We start from the raw sequence: 23,212 nt of genomic DNA on the forward strand, positions 1-23,212 counted from the left end.
TTTCTCAATTATCTACAAGGCTAAACTCTGGACATTTCCATCAAAGAAGATCCAACTGTCCAATTTTATATTGATAAGTTCCCCATTCTCCTTCACGAGGTTCACGGCTAATACCCGTTTCAGATCGCCATAGTTCAATAAATGCTTCGCCATGTTCGAAGTTTGGAATACCACCACGCGCCCACTCACTTACTGTTGATGCTCCAGATACAGGTAAGACGAATGCAATCTTTTCATGCGTCCATTTTAAGCGGCCTAAGTCTAAGATCATTCTGTTGAAGTCTGGTCGCTTATATCCACGACGCTTAATCAAAAACTCCTTTACCTTCTTTTTTGTTTTTAAGTTAATAAAACGAGCATCTTTTGGTTTTTTAAATACGGTAGAGTCCACGTGATTGCCATCTGTAAACATCATAATTTTACTCCCTGAATTTGATTAAGTGCATCATTGTCTAGATTAGTAAATTGACAGTATTTTAACTGAGCATGCATATAAGCGGTGCCGGCTTCGCCGTGTCGGTTCTTTCCGATAATGGCCTCGGCAATACCCCTGTATTGAGACTCCTTGTTATAAATTTCATCTCGGTACAAGAAAACAATTTGGTCAGCATCTTGCTCAATTGCACCTGATTCACGTAGATCCGACATCATTGGTCTTTTGTTTGGCCGTTTCTCTAATTCACGATTGAGCTGAGATAAAAGAACAATGACGCACTCAAACTCTTTGGCCATAGCCTTAAGTTCACCTGTGAAATAGGCAATCTTTAAGTCTTCCCGGGCGAACTGCTTTGTTGTTTTCATGATCTGAAGGTAATCGACAAGTACGACACCAATAGAACCATATTGATGTTTTACTTTACGGATAGATTCCCTGATATTTGCAATAGATGGTCGGGAAGTATCATTGATCTGCATTGGCACTTCTTTCAGCATCACCACAGCATCTGTATACGCCGTAAATTCATTTTTAGGTAACAGATGAGGGGAATTGCGTACTACCCCAATATCTGCCGGTGCAATCGCGCAACAGAGACGCATGGCGATCTGCTCTTTAGGCATTTCGCCAGACATGATCAGGGCAGGCTTTTTCTGTATGACTGCTACATTGTTTGCAATGAGCTGGAGCATCGTAGTTTTACCCATCGCGGGCCGTGCAGCCACTACCATTAGACATCCAGGTTCGACATCACCTAACTTTTTGTCTAAGTCATATATACCGGTCTGGATTCCTTTAATCATCGAATTGCCAGCAAGTGCGGCTTCAATCTTGCGGTGCATCTCAAGAAATGTATTGGATGCAGCATCATGAATATGAACCAGTGACTCACCCCCCGACTCTGTGTTTAGATCTGCGAAAGCAGCTTGAGCATTTTGGACTAGCTCACCACGGCTAATTGTTAAATGTTTGGCCTGGTGAATTACCTTCATAGCTTCATCTATGACTTGTCGGCAAGTTGTTAAATCCTTCAATTTTTCTGCATACGATTGCAGATTGTAAAAACTGGAAGGGGCGTCACTCATTAACTGCATAAGATATTTTTCACCGCCCGAAGCCTCGCCATGATTATGCGTTTCAAGCCATTGTTTGACGAGTACTGCGTCATATGGTGAGTTCTTTGCATCAAGGTCTACAATTGCGTTAAAAATCAGTTTATGGCGTGTTGCGTGAAAATCTTGTTCAGTCAGTAGGTTTTCAATTTGAGCATAAGAGCCAGAAACCGTCATCAAAGCTGCAAGGACAGCTTGTTCAATTTGTAGGTTATGAATTGGGGTAGTATTGGTATTCACTGCATGCTCCCTAGTAAACTTTTAGGCTTACTATCGGCCAAATTAATAGCTGGTTGCTCAGCTGCTTCAGTAAAGAGTTCAGCTTGATTCACATAATGTGGATTCACTTTTTTATAACGTTCAAATTTATCTATGATCCATGCCGTGAATTTATGCAATTTCTTGGCATCAGACATGACCTGTCCATCGAAATGAGAATTGAATGCACTCAGTTCAAATTCAAAGCTTGGTAACCCCAAAATCAAAGCAGTATTTTTTTCGTGACCTGCAATTTTGAGTTTAATTTCCAGTGATTGTAGATCAGGCATCCAATCGTGCTCGCAAGAGAGATTTATTGATAGATTCCCTGATAGATTCTGCACCCCAATTTTGGGGTCATTCAAAATACCGTTTTGGGGATTGTTCTCAAAATTGGAATAATCCCGATTTTGGGGTTGTTTAATATTCCCGTTATTGGGTTGATTAACCTTAGATTTAATATCTTTCTTGGAGTTTAAATCATCCCGATTTTGGGTGTATTCTTCACGACCTTTAACACCATTGAGTTTTAGAATTTTTACCCGTTTAGTTGGCCCTGTTCGTTCACCGGTATCGATTATTAATTGAAGTTTCATAAGCTCTATAAGAACTTTTTGGACAGTTTTTTTATCCAGCACGGTATCTTTGGCAAGCCGTTCAATGCTTGGCCATGCCGTATGATCTTCGCCGGCTCGGTCTGCTAATGAAAGCAGAACGAGGCGCTGTGAGGAGTTATTTACTGAAACTGCCCAGGCCCACCGAGTTGCATCAATACTCACTTGAGCCCCCTTGCCGGTAATTTTTTTTCACGGCTTTAAAGAGGCGTTCAGATGTCATTCGAACTGACTCAGCATATGCTGATGACAAAGAGGGGGGATTAGGCTCTTTATTGAGTTGAATTATACTTTTCTCAGTAGCAATAGGAGGCTTATGCATTTTTAGTAGCCTCCCATTGAGCTTCATATTTTTCAAATTCAATTTTGAAAGTATTTCTATGACTGTCAGATAAATAGTCTGCAATGTTGATAAGATTTTCTAAGCCTGCAAAAACTGCATCACAAAGCGTTGTAGATGATTTTTTTACAGTAATTAGTTCATCTTTCATTTGATAAATTAAAGTTGAAAGCCATGTGGATACTTCGTAAGCCAAACCATATGGCTCTAGCAAATCTCCAGCATCACATTCAGTTTCAGTAACTGAGTTTTTGTATTCTTCGAGTCCAATATCAAATGTATTACTGAAATCGTCAGAAAGGTGACGTGCAATTGAGAGAAGACTTTCTAATTCTGTAAATGCACTCGCGTGGAGTTCATTTACATGTGCAGATTTTAGAAAAACTATACTTTTACCGATTCGGTCGATAAGTGTTTGAACTTGAGATGTTGTTTCAAGAGCTATAACGTAAGCATCTAAGAGTTTTTTAGAGCTATAAAATGGGACTAATTGTTCTGAAATTTTAACTTTAGCGTTCATGATGAATACGCTCCTTGTGTTTGTTTAGGAGCTTTACCAGTCACGACCAAGTGAGGGTGGCAAAGCTGAAAAGGGTTGGTCGACAGGAACACAAGAGACCTGCACATCCGAAGATGTCCCTCTCCAGCTTCACCATAGAGATGCAGAAGCATAGAGATTTTACGCATAAAAAAAGCCCGTAGCGGACTGTATGCGCTTGTGTATTCATAGCCGACCAAAGCTAATTCGATGATTTTGCACCGAACACGATCAATATAGCCGATCATTTTTGATTTGAGAAGCCTTAAACATAAAATATTTTGAAAATTCATGGCCGCTCTCCAAACCTTTTAGCTAGGATCTGCATGCCTTTTGGCAATATGAAGAATTCAGTCTGTGTATAGCTGTATGATTGACCGGAAGGTTTTACACCTTCTTTGAGTGAATACTTAGTTTCACAGTACCCGCGGTTTTCACTGTAATAAGTTGAAGCTCTGGCATTGTTTAGATACCGATCCCAATTATGTTTCCGAAGCCATTCAGCTAGTTCTTGCTGCTTCACATTCAAAATTTTGCAGGCTTGCTGAAACTTAACGCCGTGCTCTGTATGTGTAATTGTTTCGATGGCTTTTGAGAGTACTTGGTTTTCAGCACTTAACTGGAGATTCTGTTTAGCTTGGACTTCAATCGCCTGCAGGAGATGCTGAGGATTGCTGATATCGAATGCTGGAGTCTGCTGCTCAAGCTCATACCAGCGTTTTACAATTGCTGCGGTAAACTCAGGGCAGAGCTGCGCAACCACAGTAATTGAATCAAGCTTTCCTTGTTCACCAGAAAACACATATTCAGTACTTGTACGGCCATTTGTAGGCTTTTCCACCGTTGGTGGTAAAGTAATAACACGGCGTTCAGCTAAACGTTCGATAGTTCTTTTGACAGAATCTAAGCGGATGTTAGTTAGGCTAGCGATATCTGAACTCAGCATTTGTTGCGATGGAAAAAGTACATTAATAGAAGCATTCATTATTAAGCCTCCAATCCTTTTGAAGCCATCCACGCTTCAATATCTTCTATGCGCCAAGCTGTAATTCGTTCGGTTAGCTTGATTGGTGCAGGGAACTCACCAGCACGCACTTTATCCCAGATGGTTGTTTCACCCATTGGTAGCAGACCTTGACGTTCAGGGCGAGCTTTAATAATTCGAGTTGTTCCATCTTTTGCGGTGTAAGTACGTTCCTTGCGTGGTGCAGTAGTCGCAAGTTGGGACATGCGATAAAAGCCTTTTGGTGCTGTAGTTTGTTGATGAGTAGACATAAAAAACCTCTAACGTTTGTTTCGTACTGCAACGGCGTTAGAGGTAGTATGTTGTTGGTTCTTATGTGTTAATAGATGGAAAGTTCCACTTGATCTATATTAAGTTTCACTTGATATAGGTTTTTCTTTGGTCCTTCCAGGCTCTCTAGCATATTCAGGAGCTACTTCTTTAATCCAATCTTTTATTGATATTGGATGATCTGGTAATTGAGTGTGGTGTTCAGTCTGGTTTAACTCAGCATAGACCATGAAAGTCATTTCTTTAATTTTGATTTTTCTATCCGTATCTTGATTCCATAGATAAGTAGCTAAAGTTTTTGCTGCTAATTGAGCACGCTCTTTGGCGGGGCTTTTTCCTCGGGGCTTTAGATCTATTCTCTTGGCCAAAGTTTCACGAGTTTCAACTGGTGTGTCTTTTTGAATTAAAGAGCCTTCAATAATTCTGGATAGTTGATAGTGAGTTATTAGAATATCTGTTCTAGATAGGGCTTGGGATACAGCTAGTCGTCCTTCCTTTTCAATTGCACTCTCGATCACAGGAATGGGCGTGACAGTATTATGGCTGAACAGAGTATTTTCCTCCCAGAGTTCTATCCAAGCAATATTGATGTTTTCTACAGAAGCCATAACATCTGCAGTAAGGGTGCATTTACCGAGCTCTTGTATCAACTCAGGATGAAGAGGTGGTTTAAAGGCTTCTAAAAAAAGGTTCTTGGGATTTCCTGTAAAGGAATCTTGGATATCTAAAATATTGCTGAAAAAGATACCTAAGCTACCATCGGCAACAGTATTTTTTCTTAAAATTAATTCGTTAATTAGTTCTCGCGTTACCTCAAGCAGACACCCTTCACGTAAAGCTATATTAAGTCTTGCCGTAATAATGGCCTCTAATGTGGCATCCATATCGAAATGTAGCTTTGTATATCCGCCATGTTTATTAACATCGGCATACTCCTCCCATTCTTCTGACATTTCTTCGCCGTAGGCTGCATAACCTTCCCAGCCTCTTACAAAAATATAGAGTTTCAGGTCATATACCAAGGCCATATTTAATAGCTTCTTGGCATCATAGTAATCAATTTCCAAGGCTCGGTTTAACTCTTTCGCTGCATCCTTCAATGTATAGAAAGGAGCTGGATTTTTAATATCTTTAATATTACTCATGACCATTTATCCTTTTAGAAAACGCAGCAGAGTTATGCCATCTTGGTATTAGGTTTAAAGTGAATTAAATTTTCACTGTCATTATTTGGCTTGAATTTCGATACATCACCACCTTGACGAAGTGTGTCGAGGTAATCAGCCCAGAGCTGCATCATTTCACGTCGACGGCGTAAAAACTTGGTTCGGTTATAAGCTGTGCCATTAGGGTCTTTAACCTTATGAGCGAGCTGGTGCTCTACAATATCGGTTCTATATTCGATTTCTTCATCCAGGAGTGTTCGCGCCGTTGCGCGGAATCCATGAGCTGTATGTTTCCCTTTAAAACCCAATCGTTTTAATACCTGGGTAAGGGTGTCTGTGCTCATGCATTCAGATGAAGTTTTGACACTTGGAAAAACGTATTTTGAAGTGGTCCGCAATTCTTCAAGTTCTTTGAGAATGTCATACGCTTGAATTGATAACGGTACGATGTGGTCTTGATTGGTTTTACTTGCTGCAAAGGACAGGCATCTATTTTCAAAGTCTACCGATTCCCAAAGTAGGGTTCTGATTTCCCCAGGGCGCTGGTAGATATATGCTGATAGCTTTATTGCTAACTCAGTTCTAATTCTCGTACGTGGAAAGTCTTTGGTTAAACGCCATGTTTTACGCAACAGATCTGCCAGCTCTTTTTCATCCGTCACAGCGTTATGATTGCCTTTAGTCGGCTGGGGAAGAATGATGTCTGGAGCAGGGTTGTAGGTAATGATTCTTCGCTTCAATGGAAGCTTGAGTACCATGTTTATAATGGACTTAATACGTCTCGCTGATTCAAGTGCACCACGTTCAATAATCGCATCAGTCACATCACGTTCCAGCTGTTCAGTGGTCAGATCTGCAACCGGTAACTTTCCAATAAACGGCAATATATCTTTATTCAGTTTGCGAATTGTTTCGTGGTCTACCTTTCCCTCGTGTCTACGGATCTCTAGCCATTCTGCAGCAAATTTACCGAAAGTATTCTCTAAGGTTTGAAGTCGCTCACGTTTCTTATTATTACGTTGCTCAGCTGGATCGATGCCATCTAACAACATCTTCTTAAATTCATCACGTTTAGATCTTGCTTGCTCAAGGCTAACCATTGGATAGGTGCCGATTGCCAGGGTGTTATATTTTTGAGTTACTGGTCGACGGTAATCCATTCGCCAGTATTTCGCTTCTGTTTCATCAATCAATAAATACAGTCCACCGCCGTCCGGGTGTCTCTGTTTCTTTGCGCCATTCACATCAAAGCTAAGATTTTTAACCTCTTTAGCAGTTAGTTTATTAGACTGTTTTGCCATTCTGATTTCTCCTAGTTGTCGGTATAAAATCAGCGCTTTTGGAGAGTTTTCGGTCAAAACTTAGCTGATTTGGATTTATACCGACAAATATACCGACAAAGTTGTCGGTATACTACCGTTATTCCCCGTAGTGCATCGGGTATAAAAAAAGGCTTAACCCCTTTAGGATCAAGCCTTTTGCACTACGGTAAACTACCGTAAAAGTCGAATTTGGCGGTGAAAGAGGGATTCGAACCCTCGAAACGCTATAAACGTTTACACACTTTCCAGGCGTGCTCCTTCAGCCACTCGGACACTTCACCTTTTGCGCGGTGGATAATAGCGAAAAAAATATATTCTGCCAAGAGAAACAATTGAATTAGACAAAAACATCTTGAGCGGTGCTATGATTCGCAAAAATCCTGTCTAAATTGAAGACAATTATATGCAAAGTACTGCACAAAAAGCCGCATTGCCTGCCATCACCTTGGCAGCTTTGGGCGTAGTATTCGGAGACATTGGGACGAGCCCATTATATGCGCTGCGCCAATGTTTCCTCACAGCACACTTGGCGATTAGCGAAGCGTCTGTGCTGGGTATTCTGTCCCTGATTTTCTGGTGCATCATGCTGACGATTAGTTTTAAATACGTCAGCATCATCATGCGCGCAGATAACAATGGCGAGGGCGGTATTATGTCGCTGTTGGCCTTGAATCTACGAACCACACGAATTGCCGAAAACAAAAAAATCTACCTGATTGCCCTTGGCTTTATTGGGGCATCTTTGTTCTTTGGTGATGGGATCATTACCCCCGCAATCTCTGTGTTATCCGCGATTGAAGGCTTAAGTATTGCGACGCCGATGTTTAACCAATGGCTGCAACCCTTATCGATCGGTATTTTAGCGGGGCTATTTTTAGTGCAACGCCATGGCACAGGCACGATGGGTAAATTCTTTGGGCCTTTAACGCTCATGTGGTTTTTATCCATTGGTGGTTTTGGACTATGGAGTATTTCGCAAACGCCATTTGTATTGACCATGATCAGTCCACATTGGGCCTTCAATTTTGTGGTTCAGCAGCCTTATGTTGCATTTTTGACTATGGGTGCGGTTATCTTGACGATGACGGGTGGTGAGGCAATCTATGCCGATATGGGGCATTTTGGCCGACTCCCAATCCGCTTGGCATGGTTTATTGTGGTGATGCCGTGCTTGCTGTTGAACTATGCGGGTCAAGGTGCTTTGCTACTGCGTAATCCTGAAGCTTTAGCCAATCCATTCTATATGCTGATTCCTGAATGGGCATTGTATCCAATGATTGCTTTGGCAACTGCGGCCGCGGTGATTGCCTCTCAAGCGGTGATCACAGGGGTATTCTCCATGGTCAATCAGGCGATTCAATTGCGTTACTTGCCGCGTTTGACAGTGAAACATACCTCTGAAGTTGAACGTGGTCAGATTTATTTACCATTTATTAACTGGGCATTGTTTATCTCGGTGCTGATCTTGATCTTGCTGTTTGAAAACAGTGCGAATTTGGCCAGTGCGTATGGCGTAGCTGTGACCATGACCATGCTCTGCGGTACGATTTTGATCTCAGTTTTGGCTTATGGTTTATGGCGTTGGCCCGTTTGGAAAGTGGCAATATTTGCAGTGCCATTTTTATTGATTGATTTGATCTTTGTTGCATCGACATCATTAAAAATTGCAGCGGGCGGTTGGGTTCCAATCCTGATTGGTGCTGTATTGTTTACGATTTTAATGACGTGGAAAGATGGTCGGGCATTGGTGCTCAATCGACTCGGTAAAGATGCCTTGCCTATTGACCTGTTTATTCGCAGTGTCAGCATGGGTAGTGAAACCAAGTTTGTTCCAGGTGATGCCGTATTCTTGACAGGAACGCCTGAGATCGTGCCTCATGCCATGTTGCATAATATTAAGCACAACAAAGTTCTGCATGAACGCAATATTATGGTTACGGTCAACACCCGAGATGTGCCATTTGTACCCGAAAATGAGCGGGTGATCACGGAAAAACTAGATGATCGATTCTATCGAATCACAATGTTTTATGGGTTTAAAGATCAGCCGAATATTCCTGCCGCTTTGGAGCATGCGTATCGTGAATTGGGCTTTGAATTTGATCTAATGCAAATCAGTTTCTTTATTTCCAGAGACCGTATTATTCATACATTGGGTGAAGGAATGGCACCTTGGCGAGAAAAGCTGTTTATCTCTATGCAGCGAAATACCAGTCCAGTCAGCGATTTTTATCAAATTCCAACCAACCGTGTGGTTGAGTTGGGCAGCCAGATTGAAATTTAAGACGTAGATTTAACTTTTAGGCATAGATTTAAAAGTTAAACACGAAAAAGCCAGATCAATTCTGGCTTTTTTATTTGGGATAATTGAACTTATTTAGTCCAAAGACATAGAGATCATTCTGTTGCTTTTTCCTGGGAGGAGTATGCGAGCAAAACAACAGAATGAACATGTTGCGTTATTTCATCCTTGAAAATACGCTGATTAGTTGATTGTCGCGTCTACATCTGCAGAGGCTTCAGGCGCAGCTTGGATGGCTTCGTCAGCAACAGGTGCTTCTGGGTTGGCTTGAATTGATGCATCTGCAGGATTTGCACTTTGAGTTTCAGGTGCTGCCATAAAAGCATCCTGTTGTGCTTGAGGGGCTTCAGGTAATGCAGCCGATGCGCTATCGGCATTCACTGGCGCTTCTGCAGAAGAGGCAATGACGGGTGCAGCGTTGTTATCCGCTGATACGGCTTCAGGTACTTGCTGTGCTGTTTCCACAGGTGCTTCAGTTACCGCGGCTTCAGGTGTATTGGCCACTGCCGTTTGTTCAGTTGGCACAGACTGCTCTGTAGGTGCAGCAGCTACACTTTGCTGTTCATTTGCGAGTGCATTTTCCGCTTCAGTCGCTGCTTGTTCAGCATTTGCAGGGACTGCAGGGGCATTCGGATCGATTTGGTTTGCCTGAGCCTGTTCAGGGTTTAAGGGCTGTTCTGTTGCAGCGGGATTGACTTGTCCGGCAGGAGCTTCAACCAATTGAACTTGGCCACTTGAAACTAAGTCCTGAATGGAACCAGGTTGACCATTCAAGGTGGTCACAATTTTGACTTTAGATAAGCTTTCTAATGTATCACCGGGTTGAATCGGCGGCTCTGCAAATGCTGCTGCGCTCATTAAACCTGAAATTAAACCTAAACCTAAAATTTTAGAATGCATAATCACTCCGTATATTTTTATCGCAATTTTTCGTATTTTTACCTTGTCATAATTCTTGAGGCGAATTCAATGAAACATACGCAACTGCTTCATGACCTCCTATAAAGAACTGCACAACTGCGACATAAAGTTACATCAACTGCTGCTTTGTTAAACAATATTTGTGTGATTGTTAAGCAAATTAAAAAAGAAAAGTGTACTAAAATATGCACCCTTGCTAAGCTGCGGAAAAATAGTCCTTTTAGAAGTCATTGTTGTAAGTCATGGTCAAAAAGAAACGCAATTCAGCAAATCCACTTTCACAGTTATTTGGGCAAAATGGCATAAAAGTGCTGTTGGGTCTGGTGGCAACAGGAAGCTTTGCTATTGCTTTCGGGCAAGAAAAAATTCAACAACTTGTTTCTATGAGCAGCACTTCAAATAGCGCCTGTTTGGACCAATTTTATCGTGAAGTGCCACCTTATTTGGTCCGTGAAAGCCTACATAAAAACAGTTTTCCACTGTGTTTTAATGGCTTTAATGTCATGTATTCAGGGATATCCAAGACACCGCTTTGGGTTGCAGAAGCATTAACCCCCGCACGCCTGAGTCAAAAAATTCCGCGTGAAGATAACTTTCATGAAGAGACTCGCGTGCCGTCTGAATATCGGGCTTTGCTGTCAGACTATAAATCTTCAGGCTATGACCGTGGACACATGGCGCCAAATGCCGATATGCCCAATAAAGCTGCGCAGTTAGATAGTTTTTCTTTGGCCAATATGGTGCCGCAAGCTCCAAAAAATAATCAGCAAGTGTGGCGTGAGTTAGAAGAAGCCACACGGGCGATAGTGACCAAACAAAAGCAAGATGTCTATGTGGTAACGGGGCCGGTATATAGTGCGAAAAAATTAAAAACCATCGGGCAAGGGGTCATCGTGCCGACCGCTACTTATAAGGCGATCTATTTGCCGAAAAAAGGTGTTGCAGGCGTGTACTATGCGGACAATACCTTGCGTGATACGGCACCGACAGTCAAAGTCATGAGTATTTGTGCGCTAGAAGAACTGACTGGAATTAATTTCTTTCCAGAATTAACTGAAGACCAAAAGCGTAATACCTACCGTTTGCCACTCAAAGCCACCCAAGTAAAAGCAAATCAAGATATCGCTTATTTGCATTGGGATGCTGAAAGCCAGTGTGCTGCAGATGTCGCAGAAGACAAGATTTTAAGTTTGCAAAAAGAGTTTAAATCGAGTGGTGGTTCTGTGGGAGAGACATCCATGGCAAGCAGTGAAAATGACAACAATCAAGATGCCTTGGTCAAACAATTGATTGAAGAAATTCTGCAATATCTGCTACAGATTTTGAAATAATTGAGTAGATAATAGCGCTGAACTGCGAGCGATGAAGAGGATCATTGCTTGCAGTTGAAATCTTTTTCACGTATTTCTATTGCTGCATCACTACAACAAAAAAGAAGGATATCCATCATGTTCAAAGCATTTGAAAATGACACTGCGTCGCATGCAATTCATGACTTAACACTAGAAAATGGCCAAGATCGAATTAATATTTATGGCAATTTACAGGTGACGAAAGACCAAGCAGGTTTAGCTGCAGCGAAAGCTTTACAGGCATTTTTCAATGATGTGGTGACCACGCTTGAGGCAGAAACCAACTTAGCTGAAAAAATAGCGCAGGGCGGTGAAGAAAACGAAGTAGAAAATCCATTTCTTTAAAGCTGTGTCATCGGCCGTCGAAGGAAGCAAAGCTCAATTCGGGATGAATGAAAAAAAGCTCACAGATTGTGAGCTTTTTTATGGTGTCTTCTTCTATTTATTCGTCTTTTGCCATCAGTTTATAGATGACCGCACCAATCACCGCACCAATGATTGGGGCTACCCAAAATAGCCAAACTTGTGATAGCGCAGCAGTTTCAGCAAAGAATGCCACACCCATACTACGCGCTGGGTTGACCGAAGTATTAGTGACGGGAATGCTGATCAGATGGATCAATGTAAGCGCAAGACCGATCGCAGTTGGGGCAAATCCAGTAGGGGCACGTTTATCCGTTGCTCCCATGATCACAATCAGGAAGCCAGCCGTCAGCACAATTTCAATGACTAACGCTGAGAGCATAGAGTATTTACCTGGAGATAATTCACCATAGCCATTGGTGGCAAAACCGCCGACTCCTGTAAATCCGGCCTGACCTTGTACAATGATGAATAGAATAAATGCGGCGAGGGTTGCACCCAGCAATTGAGAAATAATATAGGGTGCTAGTTCTTTCGCTTCAAAACGACCACCGGCCCACAAGCCGATACTCACGGCAGGGTTAAAATGTCCCCCTGAGATATGACCCAGCGCATAAGCAGCCGTTAACACCGTTAAACCGAAGGCCAGTGCCACGCCTGCGAAGCCAATGCCAAGTTCAGGAAAGGCCGCAGCCAAGACCGCACTACCACAACCACCAAAGACCAGCCAAAACGTACCGATCAGTTCTGCTAAATATTTATTCATTTAAAATTCCATTTGTTTTTGTCATTTGGAATAGATTTTCAATCTTTCACTCAGCATGAGTGCAATATAGTTGTGAAGTGTTGTTTTATTCATTTATTGAATATGCATAGCTTTAATGGATTTTGCTGAAAATCACAATATATAAAATGATAACTGCGTCACATTTTAACTTACTGCTTCAATTTGCGATAAGCGCCATTGCTGTGGGGTTAAATTTCGCCATTGTTTAAACGCACGTTGAAATGCACTCTGTTCTGAATAACCCAGCAGTAGCGCAATTTCTTGCAAACTTAAATGTGGGTCTCTTAAAAATTCTTCAGCCATCATACAGCGGACCTCCTGCATGCGTTGCTGATAGGTGCTGCCTTGTTGTTGTAAATGGCGTTGTAATTGTCGGACGGACAGATTCAGTTGAGTAGCGACATGTTCAATTTGGAACTGATTTTTTTGTAAACCCATTAAGATGGCTTGCTGTAAGCGTTGGTCGATTTGCGTGGTATTCGGCAGCTTTTCCAATAAAGACTGTGCCTGTTGCATTAACAGTTTTTGTAAGGTCTGATCGCCTTGGGAAAAGGGGCGAGACAGTTCTTGAATGGGAATAATAACCTTCGACTTTTCTTGGGAAAATCGAACTTTACAGCGAAAATATTGTTCATACTGAGCGACATTTTTCGGTGCAGGATTATGAAAATGCACTTCGTGTAAATTAATATCTTCAAAACGCATGAATAATTTTAGAAACTGCAGCATTAAGGCAATCGCAATTTCATCGGTCAATTGATTGGCCATATTCATGGGTAAATCATTCCAACCGATCGAGAAAAAATCATTTTGAATATCAATCAGCAATGGACTACCATCGAAGATTAAGCGATGAAAATCATGGTAGCGGAGCAGCGCTTCGCCTAAGTTTTCACAGGACAGGGCAATATACGCAATGATGCCAATATGTTTGGGTTGCACATGTTCTGCAATTTCTAAACCCAGCGCTGGCTTTTGGATCTTTTGATCTAAATCCATCAATAAATCACGCCAAACGGCATAATCAAAACGTTCTAAGTTTTGAACTTTATTCAGTTTTTCAGGAATGGCAATGCCTTGAGCTTGGTGATAAGCATAGAGCAAATGGCCCAGTCCTCCATAGACCGATCCTGTATAGTCCTTGAGTTGTTGCATATTTTTTTAATTCTAAATTTTGTCGTGTTTTGTCAATAATATTAAAAAAAACGGTCAATATCTAGCCCTCTTCATTACCTATAGTGGAGCTAAGAAAAGGAGATATTGGTCATGTTAAAAGGTTTTATTGCAGGGTTGGTCGTCGCCAATGCCTTTGAATGGGTCGCGCATAAATATGTTTTGCATGGGACACATCGGTCAGGCAAGCCACGTTTTAGTCCAGTACCGAAAAGCATGAAATCACATTGGGAACATCATCGTGAAGTTCGAAAAACAGATTTTCATGATCATGGCTATGTTGAAGGTGTACAGAACTGGCGCACGAAAAATGAAATATTGTCTCTGGTGGCAGTTTCAGCTGTATTTGTCCCGCTGTTTTATCCCATTTCCAAAGGAATAAGTTTGTCGGTGCTGTATTGCGCAGGGAATTATTATTATATCCATCGTCGCGCACATCTTGAGCCAGAGTGGGCGATGAAAAAGATTCCATGGCACTATGACCACCATATGAACTCAAATCAGGATGCCAATTGGTGTGTGACTAAGCCGTGGTTTGATTATATTTTAGGGACTCGAGTGATCTCCTCGGCAAAATTACAGGAACAGAACCCATTGGGTGTGTTACTACCGACAGCGATTGCGAAACCATTGTCACACTGGGTCAATCGGGTATTTCCTGCAAAGTGGGTCGCTGAGCGTGAAAAGCCAGTTGCACTTCTTGAAACGGTCTAATGTGAAAGCGTTGTACGTTGTGACAACAAGCTTTTCTACCCAATTGAGTTGTCGCAATTTGTCAACAAATTATGAATCTACTGTCAATCAAATGCAGTGCAAATGCCCTATATTTAAATCATCAAAAGGCTTGTACACGACGAGTTGATTGATGAAGTTGCTATGTATATTTTTTCATTTGTTTTAAGTATCAGACCAAGTGCTGTAGTTTTTCTTGGTTTATAGGAGCCGACAAGGCTCCTTTTTTTATGTCTATAGTGGATGAATTAAATTGACGATTCGCTGCTACAACTCCATGGCGTTGCATCAAAAACACCAAAGCAAAAAAAGAGCGAATCATCGCTCTTTTTCAATCCTCATTGAAAACGAATCAATTAAAGACGCATTTCAATGCCTTGTTCTGCAAGATATTTTTTCGCTTCAGGAATGGTGTGTTGACCAAAGTGGAAAATAGAGGCTGCAAGCACCGCATCTGCGCCACCTTTTAAAATGCCATCGGCCAAATGTTGGAGATTACCGACACCACCAGAAGCAATGGTTGGAATGGTCACACGGTCATTGATGTTACGCATCAGTTCAAGGTCATAACCGGCTTTGGTTCCGTCAGCATCCATCGAGGTGATGAGTAATTCACCTGCACCGAAGTCCGCCATTTTTACTGCCCATTCGATGGCATCGATACCGGTTTCTTTACGACCACCGTGGGTGAAAATTTCCCATTTATTGTCGCCAGTTTTTTTTGCATCAATCGCAACCACAATACACTGTGCGCCAAAACGCTGAGAGGCTTCTTGTACAAATTCAGGGTTATAAATAGCCGCAGAGTTAATCGAAACTTTGTCCGCACCCGCATTTAATAACAGGCGGATATCTTCTACTTTACGCACGCCACCACCGACTGTTAATGGCACAAATACAGACTCAGCCATACGCTCTACCGTACGGTAAGTGGTATCACGACCATTTGAGGTTGCGGTAATGTCTAAGAAGGTAATTTCGTCCGCACCTTGTTCGTTATAACGGCGTGCAACTTCAACTGGATCGCCTGCATCACGAATATCAAGAAATTGAACACCTTTCACTACACGACCGTTGTCCACGTCGAGGCAAGGAATAATACGTTTAGCAAGCATAATTTTTTCCAAAAATAACAGCCGATTATGAAACTTCGCGACTTAGATGCTACACCTTAGTAGTCGGAGCGGTTATTCTATCAAAAATATGTAAGTTTTTTCGCAGGTTTTCTATGTCGGTTTATACCACTTTGACTTTAAAGGAAGTTCAGGATTTTGCAGCACCTTATGGACTGGAGGTGATTGACCTGATTCCGATTCAAGGCGGTATTCAAAATACCAACTATTTTATTGTTTGCGAAAATGGCACGCAGTATGTATTAACTGTTTTTGAAGAGATGGACGAGCAAGGTGCAGGGGAACTGGTCCCTGTACTTGAACATTTGGGGCAGGCTGGTCTAGCTGTGCCTGTACCGCTGAATCATTCGGGTAAAGCGATTCATAGCTTAAAGGATAAACCTGCACAGATTGCGCCACGCATGCAAGGTCAACATCCCATGCCTGCGAGCTTAGCGCAAGCAGAAGCGATTGCTGTAGCCCAAGCGAAAATGCATGTGGCTTTACAAGATTTCCCTTTGGAACGTGCAGAATATCGTGATCATGCTTATTGGTTACAAGTTTCACGTGATATTCGTCCAACATTAAATGAAGCAGATACCACGTTACTTAACAATCTGTTGGGCTTATATGACATCTTAACGGCGATGTATCCAGACCGTCCTACCGGTTTTATTCATTCTGATCTGTTCCGTGACAATACTCTATTTGAAGGCGATCAACTCAACGGCATTTTAGACTTTTATGAGTTAAATAAAGACGAACTCTTGTTTGATATTGCTATTACTTTAAATGACTTTTGTACTGAATATCCGGATGTACATTTGAATGAAGACAAAGCCATTGCCTTTTTAAATGCCTATGAAAGCGTGCGTCCATTAACCGCAGATGAAAAATCATGCCTAGAGTTATATTTGGCGATGGCGGCAGGTCGTTTCTGGATGATGCGTTTACAGGTGGCACAGAAAAATGCGGCAGAAGGCCGTACAGGGGATGATATTTTGCAGAAAAACCCTGCTGAAATGCGTAATATGCTGATTGAACGATTAAAATTCGTCACTGCATAAATTTTAAAAACAACGAGGGGGAAAAGCATGCGTGATCAAGGACGCTTAGTAGAATGGTTTGATGACAAGGGCTACGGCTTCATTCAACCGAACGATAGCACCAAAGATCGCGTATTTTTGCACATTAAAGATTTTTCCCGTCCCGGCCCACGACCAATCGTGGGCTGCGCGTTGGATTATGCTGTGATCTTAGACGAACGCGGACGCTTTCGTGCACAGCAAGTGCATTATTTAAAAGCCTCACAAACCAAAGCTACACAACGCCCTAATAAAAAAAATGTGGTGCAGATGCCGCGTCAGGCAGAGCCGATGCAAATCTTGTGCATCATTTATATCCTCGCCTTGGCGGGTTTGTCTGTGGCGGGTTTACTCAGTGGCATGGTGCTGCTTTTTGTGAGTATTATCAATGTCCTGACCTATTGGTTCTACGCTCAAGATAAAGAAGCTGCGCAAATGGGGAACCGACGCGTGCCAGAAAATACACTGCATCTTTTGTCTTTTTTAGGTGGGTGGCCGGCGGCATGGCTGGCTCAGCAACGTTTGCGGCATAAAACACAAAAACAACCATTTCGAAAAATATATTTCTGTACTATAGCCTTTAACATATTACTGATTTTATGGCTGATTTCACCATTTAATATCCTGCATATCTAGGGTGGAATGATCCGCAAAATCATCATGACGGAGAGCGAAATGAATTATTCCATTGATAAAGATCCAAACCGCCTGCTCACGATTATTTTGTATATTCTTTATATTGTGGCGATTTTTTCTGCCGGCTTGCTTGCGGTCCTCGCGTTGATTATTAATTACGTCAAACGCAGTGATGTGCGCGGCACGATTTTTGAAAGCCATTTCACTTGGCAGATTCGCACGTTTTGGTGGTATCTCATTTGGAACATCATTGCTTTCGTGCCTTTTATTTTTCTGTTCTTTACCGGCAATAATGCCAATGCTTTTGCAGGTGTAGCACTGGGAGCGAGTACCTTCTGCGTCACGGTAATCGGACTGTCTTGGTTATGGATTGTGTACCGCGCGATTAAAGGTTTAATTCGTGTCAATGACAACAGACCGATGTATGACTAATGCGAGTTCAGAACTTTTTGGCATAAAAATCTTGGCATTAAAAAGCGACCGTATGAGTCGCTTTTTTGATCTAATAGAGGATGCAGAAATTAGCGTTTCTTTAACCATTTCGGCCGCCATTCACTCACAATCACACCAAGAACTACACACAGTCCGCCAATGAGAGCGAGCGGTGTTAAGCGTTCACCGGCAAGCCGCCCAATGATCGCGGCCCAAACCGGTTCACCTGCATAGATGATTGCCGCCTGTGCAGGATCAACCATACGCTGCGCCCAGTTCATCACCAATTGAATTACGGCGCTGGCCAGCCCCAATCCGCAGAGTACAGCGATTAATGGCCATTCAAATTTTGGCAAAGTGGTTTCATCCACCAGTGGGGCAAAGCAAAAACAGAACAGAGAGGCAAATGCCAACTGTAGAACCGTCACTCTGCGCAGATTGACGCGGGGTGCAAAATAGCTGATCAAGATAATTTCAAAGGCAATGGCAATCGAACCGAGCAGCGTAATGATTTGTCCAAAATTGAGCTGAATAGCGCCAAAACCATTACCCGTTAAAAAGACCAAACCGACAAAAGCCAAACTTACACCTAGCCATGTCATCACATGTGGTTTATGCCGAAAACAGAGCCACATAAAAATCGGAACCAGCGGTACATACAGCGCAGTTAAAAAAGCCGATTCGCTGCTGCTGATACTTTGCAAGCCGACTGTTTGCGTCGCATAGCCGATCGCAATTACCGCGCCAATACTTGCGCCCGCAATGACATCGTATTGAGAAAAATGTCTAAGATATTTGAGCGATAACAGACTCACAGCCAGTGTAGCTGCGGCAAAACGTAGACCGACAAACAGCACTGGACTGCTAAAATTTAAACCGTATTGCACGGTGATAAAACTGGCGCCCCAAATCATGGTAATCAGGATGAGTGCGAGCTGCGGAAACTTGGCTTTCCAAGCAGATTGGACGGTTGACATGTGTATTTGATTGTTTGAAGAGGAGAAATAAAAAAAGAGGCCCGAAGACCTCTTTTCTGCTCGGGAAAATTACAAGCTTTGTTGATCAAGCAGTAATTGAGCTTCACGAAGGTTCAATGTGCCTTCATAAATTGCACGACCGGTAATCGCACCTAAAATACCCGGTTGGCCTTTTAAGTTACGCACGTCGTCAAGGTTGGTCACGCCACCCGATGCAATAACAGGTAAGCCTGAATACGTTGCAAGGTTAACGGTTTGTTCAACGTTCACACCTTGCATCATGCCATCACGTGCGATGTCGGTGTAGACAATGCTTGATACGCCAGCATCTGCAAAGCGTTTTGCCAAATCAGTAGCTTTCACGTCTGTGACATTTGCCCAACCATCTGTTGCCACCATGCCGTTCATGGCATCGATACCAACAATGATATGGCCTGCAAATTTTTTGCACGCTTCTTCAACAAATTCAGGCTCTTTTACCGCTTTTGTACCAATGATGACAAACGATACGCCTGCATCAAGGTAGTGTTCAATGGTTTCAAGAGAGCGGATACCACCACCAATTTGAATTGGCAATTCAGGCTGTGCTTTAGCAATCGCTTCAACCACAGGCTTATGAATCGGTGTACCAGCGAAAGCACCGTTTAAATCTACCAAATGTAAGCGACGCGCGCCTTCATTTACCCAATGCTGTGCAGTTGCCACTGGATCGTCAGAAAATACGGTATCGTCTTCCATACGACCTTGTTTTAAACGGACACATTTGCCATCTTTCAGGTCAATTGCAGGGATGATCAGCATGCTTTCGCTCCTTGCTCAATCAAATTAAGAATGAATTTGTGCCTAATCTTATCAAATAAACGGCTATTCACTAAATGCTAATATCAGAATTGATGAATTAAAAAAGCCTGACATAGGTCAGGCTAGTGCGAATAAAGGATTGGATTTTATTCTTGGTCTAAAAAAATGCGCTGTGTATTCGCGTTTTTAGTCATTAAACATAAGCGGTTGTTTGTAATAAATCGCTGTTTACGGATTGAAGTAAGGTGCCGACATCGTACAAGCCTTGATTGAGAGCTGTGGTACTTTCACCGACCACTTGAACAAGATCACCGACCACAGGAAGTTCAGTGGCAATCGATGTAATCGGTGCAATGTCATCCAGTAAGGCATCTAAAGTGCCTGAAACATCTTGCACGACACCACCTACACTTGTTAAAGGAGCATTCAGGACAGCTGTTAATAATTCGGTAGGATCAATACTGGCTACATAGCCGCCCGTTTCAGCCAACAAGCCTGTTAAATTGCCTGTAGTTTCGCCTACTGCATCCAATAGACCGCCCAGCAATGGCAGGTCAGAAAGTGCGTCTGTGATTGGTGCAGCCCCCCACTGAGATGATCAACCAAACCTGCAACTTCAGTCACAGTTTGACCGACCACACCAGTTATGCCATTGAGAGCGGTCTGTACACCGCCGAGAAGATCACCTGTCGCGAGTTGATCGGCTACCGCATGTAAGCCATCGCCTAAAGTGCCGATCAACTGATTTTCAACTGCCAGTACTTTTTCGATGGTCCCCCCAATGAGTGGAAGCTCAGTCAGTGCATCCGTTAAGGGGGCTGTTAAGCTACTCACGGTCTCTAAAACGCTGTCTACAGTATCCAAAACAGTATTTAAAACCAGTCCAATCGCTTTACTGATTCCTTGTAAAGTCAGGCTGAGTACACCGCTGATTTTTCCTGTAAATAAGTTCAACATGTCAGGTTCTCCAAGCTTTTAAATTATGATGTGTTATGTATTTTGCAGACTTGTTTTAGCAAAAGGAGATTGATGAAAACAAATTATGAAAGTATAGAAAGAATGAGATAAATCATGTAATTCTGCTAGAAAACCAAGAGAGATCAAAACCTTAGTTGAATAAAAATACAAATGTATATTAATGTAATTAAAATGAGTTAAATCAAAGATATAAATGTACTTAAAAGGTGCAATTTTATTGTTTTTAGGCTGTGCTGTGACTATTTTTAAAGCAATAACGTACTGTTCAAATCTTTAGCGCAAATAAACTGCAAATTCATTGGCACTCTTCAGCCGATCTTTGCACTTGGTCATGCCATAGATTGGGGCAATATCCAGTTACAGAGTGGTTACATCGCTGAATATAAATTAAATCATTAAAATAATTAAGGGTTTATAATTTCATGTGCGGACGAATTCTTAGTTTGAGGGAGGTATTGGGAATGGTTTTAGGTAATAAGCCACGTTGTAATAATTCTTCAAAGACCAAAACAGGGGCATAAGCATCGGCAGCGGCATAACGAATTTGTTCTGGATTTAAGCGCTTTTTGGCCCAATTCGAGGTGCTGACCGATTTAGATTTTGGAAAATTTACAAGAAAAAGCAGTGCCATGGCATTTTTTAAACCGACGGGTTGGGTTAAGCCAAAAGAAGCAAAGCACTTGGAGAGTTCCAAGACACTATTCAGTTCGATGCCTTTTTTACGAAATAAATGCGCATCATTTTTTAAGCCAAAACCTACTTTAATTTGATCCCGATTACTCAAGATTGGTCTTAAAAAATCCCAAGTGCATTCGTTCATTTGAAACAACCACGCCTGTTGCGCCGTCGCAAGTTGGATTAAATGTGGACCGGTAGAGACCTCACCTTTACGAAAAGTCGGCTTAGATTCAGAGTCGAAACCGAATAAGGCAGTCGTCTGCAATTCATCGGCCCAGTGTTGGCATTGTTCTGCATTGTGAATGACATGGATCTGCTCTGGCACTAAATTTTGGAACAATGGAAAATCTTTAATCTGTTCTTTTGTTGGCAAAATAGGTGTCAGTAGAGCATCAGTCATTGTGATTCAATTCAAAGGCTTGTTGTTGCAGCCTAGAGCGTTTAGGTCGGAAATGCAAATACCGAGATGTGGCGTTGAGCATGAGCGATTGACTCATCGGCCTGTCATAGCGCGTTGCTATGACAGTGACGAGGGTACTTAAACACAGTGACCAAGAGACTTAAAGTCAGTGACGACTTAAAATAGAAAACGCGCAGTAAATAATACATTTACCAAGATCAGTAAGAATAAACCGATAAAGAGAAAGGCGAGAACCACCTCCCATGTTTTGGATGCACGTGGCTCACCATATTGATTGGCATTTGCAGACCCGGGGATGAGCATCAGCGCAATGCACATGACGATATTGAGCAACGGAATCAGCTCTAAGAGTGCAAACCAGCCTGAGAGATTAAAGTCATGCAAACGACGCACTGAAAAAATCATCAAAGGGATCAGCATTAAAACATTTAGGATAAATCCAATCACTTGCGTCATTGGATTTTCAGCGTGAGCTATTAGGGCATTGAGGGTATTGGGCATCATGCTGACGATCAGTAGCATCAATATGCTCAGCATGAGGCCATAAAAGACATTCCAACCGATAAAAGACATGCGATTAAAACGACCGTCACGGTTCCAACCAGAGTTTATATTGGGTGAATTATTCATATTAAATGATCTTAAATTATCGTAAAAAGTATTGTTATCATTCATTTTTAACCGCAAAAATTGAGCTAAAAACGACATAAAAATGTGAAAAAGTACAGGATTTGATCCTGAACATAAAAAGCGCGTTGATTATAAAGGTAAAGTACAAAAAAAGCCCACTTGTGTGAGCTTGTTTGAATAGGTGTATTGCTGTTTAGAGCGATCTAGGCGGCATCTAATGATTTATCATTATTGTTGTTGAATCGTGGCTTGTTGAGAGCGGATCACTTAGTTTTGGTAAGACGGAATCATGATCGCAGCAAGTATCCCGACTATAAACACCACGATATACAAAACAGCCAGCACTGTTTCCCAGCCTTTGGTCGGGCGTGGTTGTCCAAAGCTATTACTACCGCTATTACCCGGTGCAAATAACACATAGAGCGCAAACAATATATTCACTACAGGAACTAAGATCAGCAGTGCAAGCCATCCTGAATGGTCTCGGTCATGTAAACGACGGATTAAGAAAATGACGCTGTAATAAATGACGATGGCATACATGATAAAGAAAATAATCATGAGTGGCGTTGACATAGCACCCTCAGTCAGCGCATTTTGCGCACCGGGTATGAGCAGGCCGACCACAACAGCAATTAGCGTAAAAATAATGCCGAGAAGTAGATTCCATGCAAGATATGCGCGACGGCTAAAGCGACCACTGGCTTGGGTCGGTGAGTCAGATGTGAAGGTATTCATTATTATTCCTAGGC

The 23,212-nt window shown here is 42.2% G+C and carries 26 protein-coding genes, 1 tRNA gene and 1 pseudogene; 7 read left to right on the forward strand and 21 right to left on the reverse strand.

All coding sequences use genetic code 11. The features are described 5' to 3' along the window. Positions 1-40: 40 nt before the first annotated feature. The 10 genes and pseudogenes from FTT98_RS02225 to FTT98_RS02270 form a co-directional block, all read right to left on the reverse strand. On the reverse strand, positions 41-415 hold the full coding sequence (locus FTT98_RS02225; RefSeq protein ID WP_180176945.1) for a hypothetical protein: 375 nt from the start codon (positions 413-415) through the stop codon (positions 41-43). After that, on the reverse strand, positions 412-1,788 hold the full coding sequence (gene dnaB, locus FTT98_RS02230; RefSeq protein ID WP_180176946.1) for a replicative DNA helicase: 1,377 nt from the start codon (positions 1,786-1,788) through the stop codon (positions 412-414). The genes FTT98_RS02225 and dnaB overlap by 4 nt, the downstream gene beginning before the upstream one ends. Further along, entirely contained in the window at positions 1,785-2,585 is an 801-nt protein-coding gene (locus FTT98_RS02235; protein ID WP_180066415.1) for a helix-turn-helix domain-containing protein, read from the reverse strand. The genes dnaB and FTT98_RS02235 overlap by 4 nt, the downstream gene beginning before the upstream one ends. Before the next feature lie 149 nt (positions 2,586-2,734). Next, positions 2,735-3,280: a hypothetical protein gene (locus FTT98_RS02240; protein WP_180059350.1), complete on the reverse strand. Its 546-nt coding sequence runs from the start codon at positions 3,278-3,280 to the stop codon at positions 2,735-2,737. After that, positions 3,277-3,591 (reverse strand): annotated as a pseudogene (locus FTT98_RS18320) (hypothetical protein). The gene FTT98_RS02240 and the pseudogene FTT98_RS18320 overlap by 4 nt, the downstream one beginning before the upstream one ends. Continuing rightward, positions 3,588-4,283 (reverse strand): phage antirepressor KilAC domain-containing protein, encoded by a 696-nt coding sequence (locus tag FTT98_RS02250; RefSeq protein WP_180059351.1) that lies wholly within the window; start codon positions 4,281-4,283, stop codon positions 3,588-3,590. Before FTT98_RS02250 ends, FTT98_RS18320 begins: the two are co-directional and overlap by 4 nt. Before the next feature lie 2 nt (positions 4,284-4,285). Next, positions 4,286-4,573: an AlpA family transcriptional regulator gene (locus FTT98_RS02255; RefSeq protein ID WP_068535178.1), complete on the reverse strand. Its 288-nt coding sequence runs from the start codon at positions 4,571-4,573 to the stop codon at positions 4,286-4,288. A gap of 99 nt (positions 4,574-4,672) precedes the next feature. Next, positions 4,673-5,737 (reverse strand): hypothetical protein, encoded by a 1,065-nt coding sequence (locus FTT98_RS02260; RefSeq protein WP_180176947.1) that lies wholly within the window; start codon positions 5,735-5,737, stop codon positions 4,673-4,675. 32 nt (positions 5,738-5,769) lie between these two features. Then, entirely contained in the window at positions 5,770-7,059 is a 1,290-nt protein-coding gene (locus FTT98_RS02265; RefSeq protein WP_180176948.1) for an integrase arm-type DNA-binding domain-containing protein, read from the reverse strand. Between the two features lie 211 nt (positions 7,060-7,270). Further along, positions 7,271-7,361, reverse strand: a tRNA-Ser gene (locus FTT98_RS02270). A 122-nt stretch (positions 7,362-7,483) separates the two neighbouring features. Here FTT98_RS02270 and FTT98_RS02275 point away from each other — a divergent pair. Then, positions 7,484-9,364, forward strand: coding sequence for a potassium transporter Kup (locus FTT98_RS02275; RefSeq protein WP_078193161.1), 1,881 nt, complete (start codon positions 7,484-7,486; stop codon positions 9,362-9,364). Between the two features lie 201 nt (positions 9,365-9,565). On the opposite strand, the gene FTT98_RS02280 is transcribed toward FTT98_RS02275, so the two are convergent. After that, positions 9,566-10,282, reverse strand: a complete 717-nt coding sequence (locus FTT98_RS02280) for a hypothetical protein (protein ID WP_180041560.1) — start codon at positions 10,280-10,282, stop codon at positions 9,566-9,568. A 263-nt stretch (positions 10,283-10,545) separates the two neighbouring features. Between FTT98_RS02280 and FTT98_RS02285 the strand changes: the two genes are divergently transcribed. Together FTT98_RS02285 and FTT98_RS02290 are read left to right on the forward strand one after the other, a co-directional pair. Next, complete coding sequence (locus FTT98_RS02285; RefSeq protein WP_078193159.1) at positions 10,546-11,634, forward strand: DNA/RNA non-specific endonuclease; 1,089 nt, start codon at positions 10,546-10,548, stop codon at positions 11,632-11,634. 117 nt (positions 11,635-11,751) lie between these two features. Beyond that, on the forward strand, positions 11,752-12,000 hold the full coding sequence (locus FTT98_RS02290) for a hypothetical protein (protein ID WP_180002780.1): 249 nt from the start codon (positions 11,752-11,754) through the stop codon (positions 11,998-12,000). A gap of 97 nt (positions 12,001-12,097) precedes the next feature. Here the strand turns inward: FTT98_RS02290 and aqpZ are convergent, their stop codons facing one another. Both aqpZ and FTT98_RS02300 read right to left on the reverse strand, forming a co-directional pair. Beyond that, entirely contained in the window at positions 12,098-12,784 is a 687-nt protein-coding gene (gene aqpZ, locus FTT98_RS02295; protein WP_180041559.1) for an aquaporin Z, read from the reverse strand. A gap of 165 nt (positions 12,785-12,949) precedes the next feature. Further along, positions 12,950-13,960 (reverse strand): AraC family transcriptional regulator, encoded by a 1,011-nt coding sequence (locus FTT98_RS02300; RefSeq protein ID WP_168378986.1) that lies wholly within the window; start codon positions 13,958-13,960, stop codon positions 12,950-12,952. Between the two features lie 111 nt (positions 13,961-14,071). Here FTT98_RS02300 and FTT98_RS02305 point away from each other — a divergent pair, with 111 nt between their 5' ends. Next, positions 14,072-14,692: a hypothetical protein gene (locus tag FTT98_RS02305; RefSeq protein ID WP_180041558.1), complete on the forward strand. Its 621-nt coding sequence runs from the start codon at positions 14,072-14,074 to the stop codon at positions 14,690-14,692. A gap of 374 nt (positions 14,693-15,066) precedes the next feature. Here the strand turns inward: FTT98_RS02305 and hisF are convergent, their stop codons facing one another. Continuing rightward, the gene (gene hisF / locus FTT98_RS02310) at positions 15,067-15,828 is read right to left on the reverse strand and encodes an imidazole glycerol phosphate synthase subunit HisF (RefSeq protein ID WP_306674445.1); all 762 of its coding nucleotides are present in this window, start codon (positions 15,826-15,828) and stop codon (positions 15,067-15,069) included. A gap of 110 nt (positions 15,829-15,938) precedes the next feature. On the opposite strand from hisF, the gene FTT98_RS02315 reads away from it, so the two are divergent. The 3 genes from FTT98_RS02315 to FTT98_RS02325 are packed head-to-tail and all read left to right on the forward strand — an operon-like array spanning position 15,939 to position 17,975. Next, a complete protein-coding gene (locus FTT98_RS02315; protein WP_111884520.1) occupies positions 15,939-16,889 on the forward strand; it encodes a homoserine kinase in 951 nt (316 codons plus the stop codon). Between the two features lie 27 nt (positions 16,890-16,916). Then, positions 16,917-17,543, forward strand: coding sequence for a DUF1294 domain-containing protein (locus tag FTT98_RS02320; protein WP_180022370.1), 627 nt, complete (start codon positions 16,917-16,919; stop codon positions 17,541-17,543). Positions 17,544-17,582: 39 nt separating this feature from the next. Beyond that, positions 17,583-17,975 (forward strand): hypothetical protein, encoded by a 393-nt coding sequence (locus FTT98_RS02325; RefSeq protein ID WP_078190495.1) that lies wholly within the window; start codon positions 17,583-17,585, stop codon positions 17,973-17,975. An 89-nt stretch (positions 17,976-18,064) separates the two neighbouring features. On the opposite strand, the gene FTT98_RS02330 is transcribed toward FTT98_RS02325, so the two are convergent. The 7 genes from FTT98_RS02330 to FTT98_RS02355 all read right to left on the reverse strand — a co-directional run bounded on the left by FTT98_RS02330 (position 18,065) and on the right by FTT98_RS02355 (position 23,198). Next, positions 18,065-18,952 carry a DMT family transporter gene (locus FTT98_RS02330; RefSeq protein ID WP_180041557.1) on the reverse strand — a complete coding sequence of 296 codons (888 nt, stop codon included), beginning with the start codon at positions 18,950-18,952 and terminating at the stop codon, positions 18,065-18,067. A 69-nt stretch (positions 18,953-19,021) separates the two neighbouring features. Next, complete coding sequence (gene hisA / locus FTT98_RS02335) at positions 19,022-19,753, reverse strand: 1-(5-phosphoribosyl)-5-[(5-phosphoribosylamino)methylideneamino]imidazole-4-carboxamide isomerase (RefSeq protein WP_078190493.1); 732 nt, start codon at positions 19,751-19,753, stop codon at positions 19,022-19,024. Between the two features lie 193 nt (positions 19,754-19,946). After that, a complete protein-coding gene (locus tag FTT98_RS18040; protein ID WP_257220776.1) occupies positions 19,947-20,285 on the reverse strand; it encodes a hypothetical protein in 339 nt (112 codons plus the stop codon). Beyond that, entirely contained in the window at positions 20,273-20,710 is a 438-nt protein-coding gene (locus FTT98_RS18045; RefSeq protein ID WP_257220775.1) for a hypothetical protein, read from the reverse strand. The genes FTT98_RS18040 and FTT98_RS18045 overlap by 13 nt, the downstream gene beginning before the upstream one ends. A 433-nt stretch (positions 20,711-21,143) precedes the next feature. Further along, positions 21,144-21,809 carry a 3'-5' exonuclease gene (locus FTT98_RS02345; protein WP_180041556.1) on the reverse strand — a complete coding sequence of 222 codons (666 nt, stop codon included), beginning with the start codon at positions 21,807-21,809 and terminating at the stop codon, positions 21,144-21,146. 177 nt (positions 21,810-21,986) lie between these two features. Continuing rightward, positions 21,987-22,460, reverse strand: a complete 474-nt coding sequence (locus tag FTT98_RS02350) for a DUF805 domain-containing protein (protein WP_180009274.1) — start codon at positions 22,458-22,460, stop codon at positions 21,987-21,989. A gap of 267 nt (positions 22,461-22,727) precedes the next feature. Next, complete coding sequence (locus tag FTT98_RS02355; protein ID WP_168378999.1) at positions 22,728-23,198, reverse strand: DUF805 domain-containing protein; 471 nt, start codon at positions 23,196-23,198, stop codon at positions 22,728-22,730. Positions 23,199-23,212: the final 14 nt, after the last annotated feature.

Source organism: Acinetobacter sp. YH12039 (genome assembly GCF_013420015.1).
Lineage (GTDB): Bacteria > Pseudomonadota > Gammaproteobacteria > Pseudomonadales > Moraxellaceae > Acinetobacter > Acinetobacter amyesii.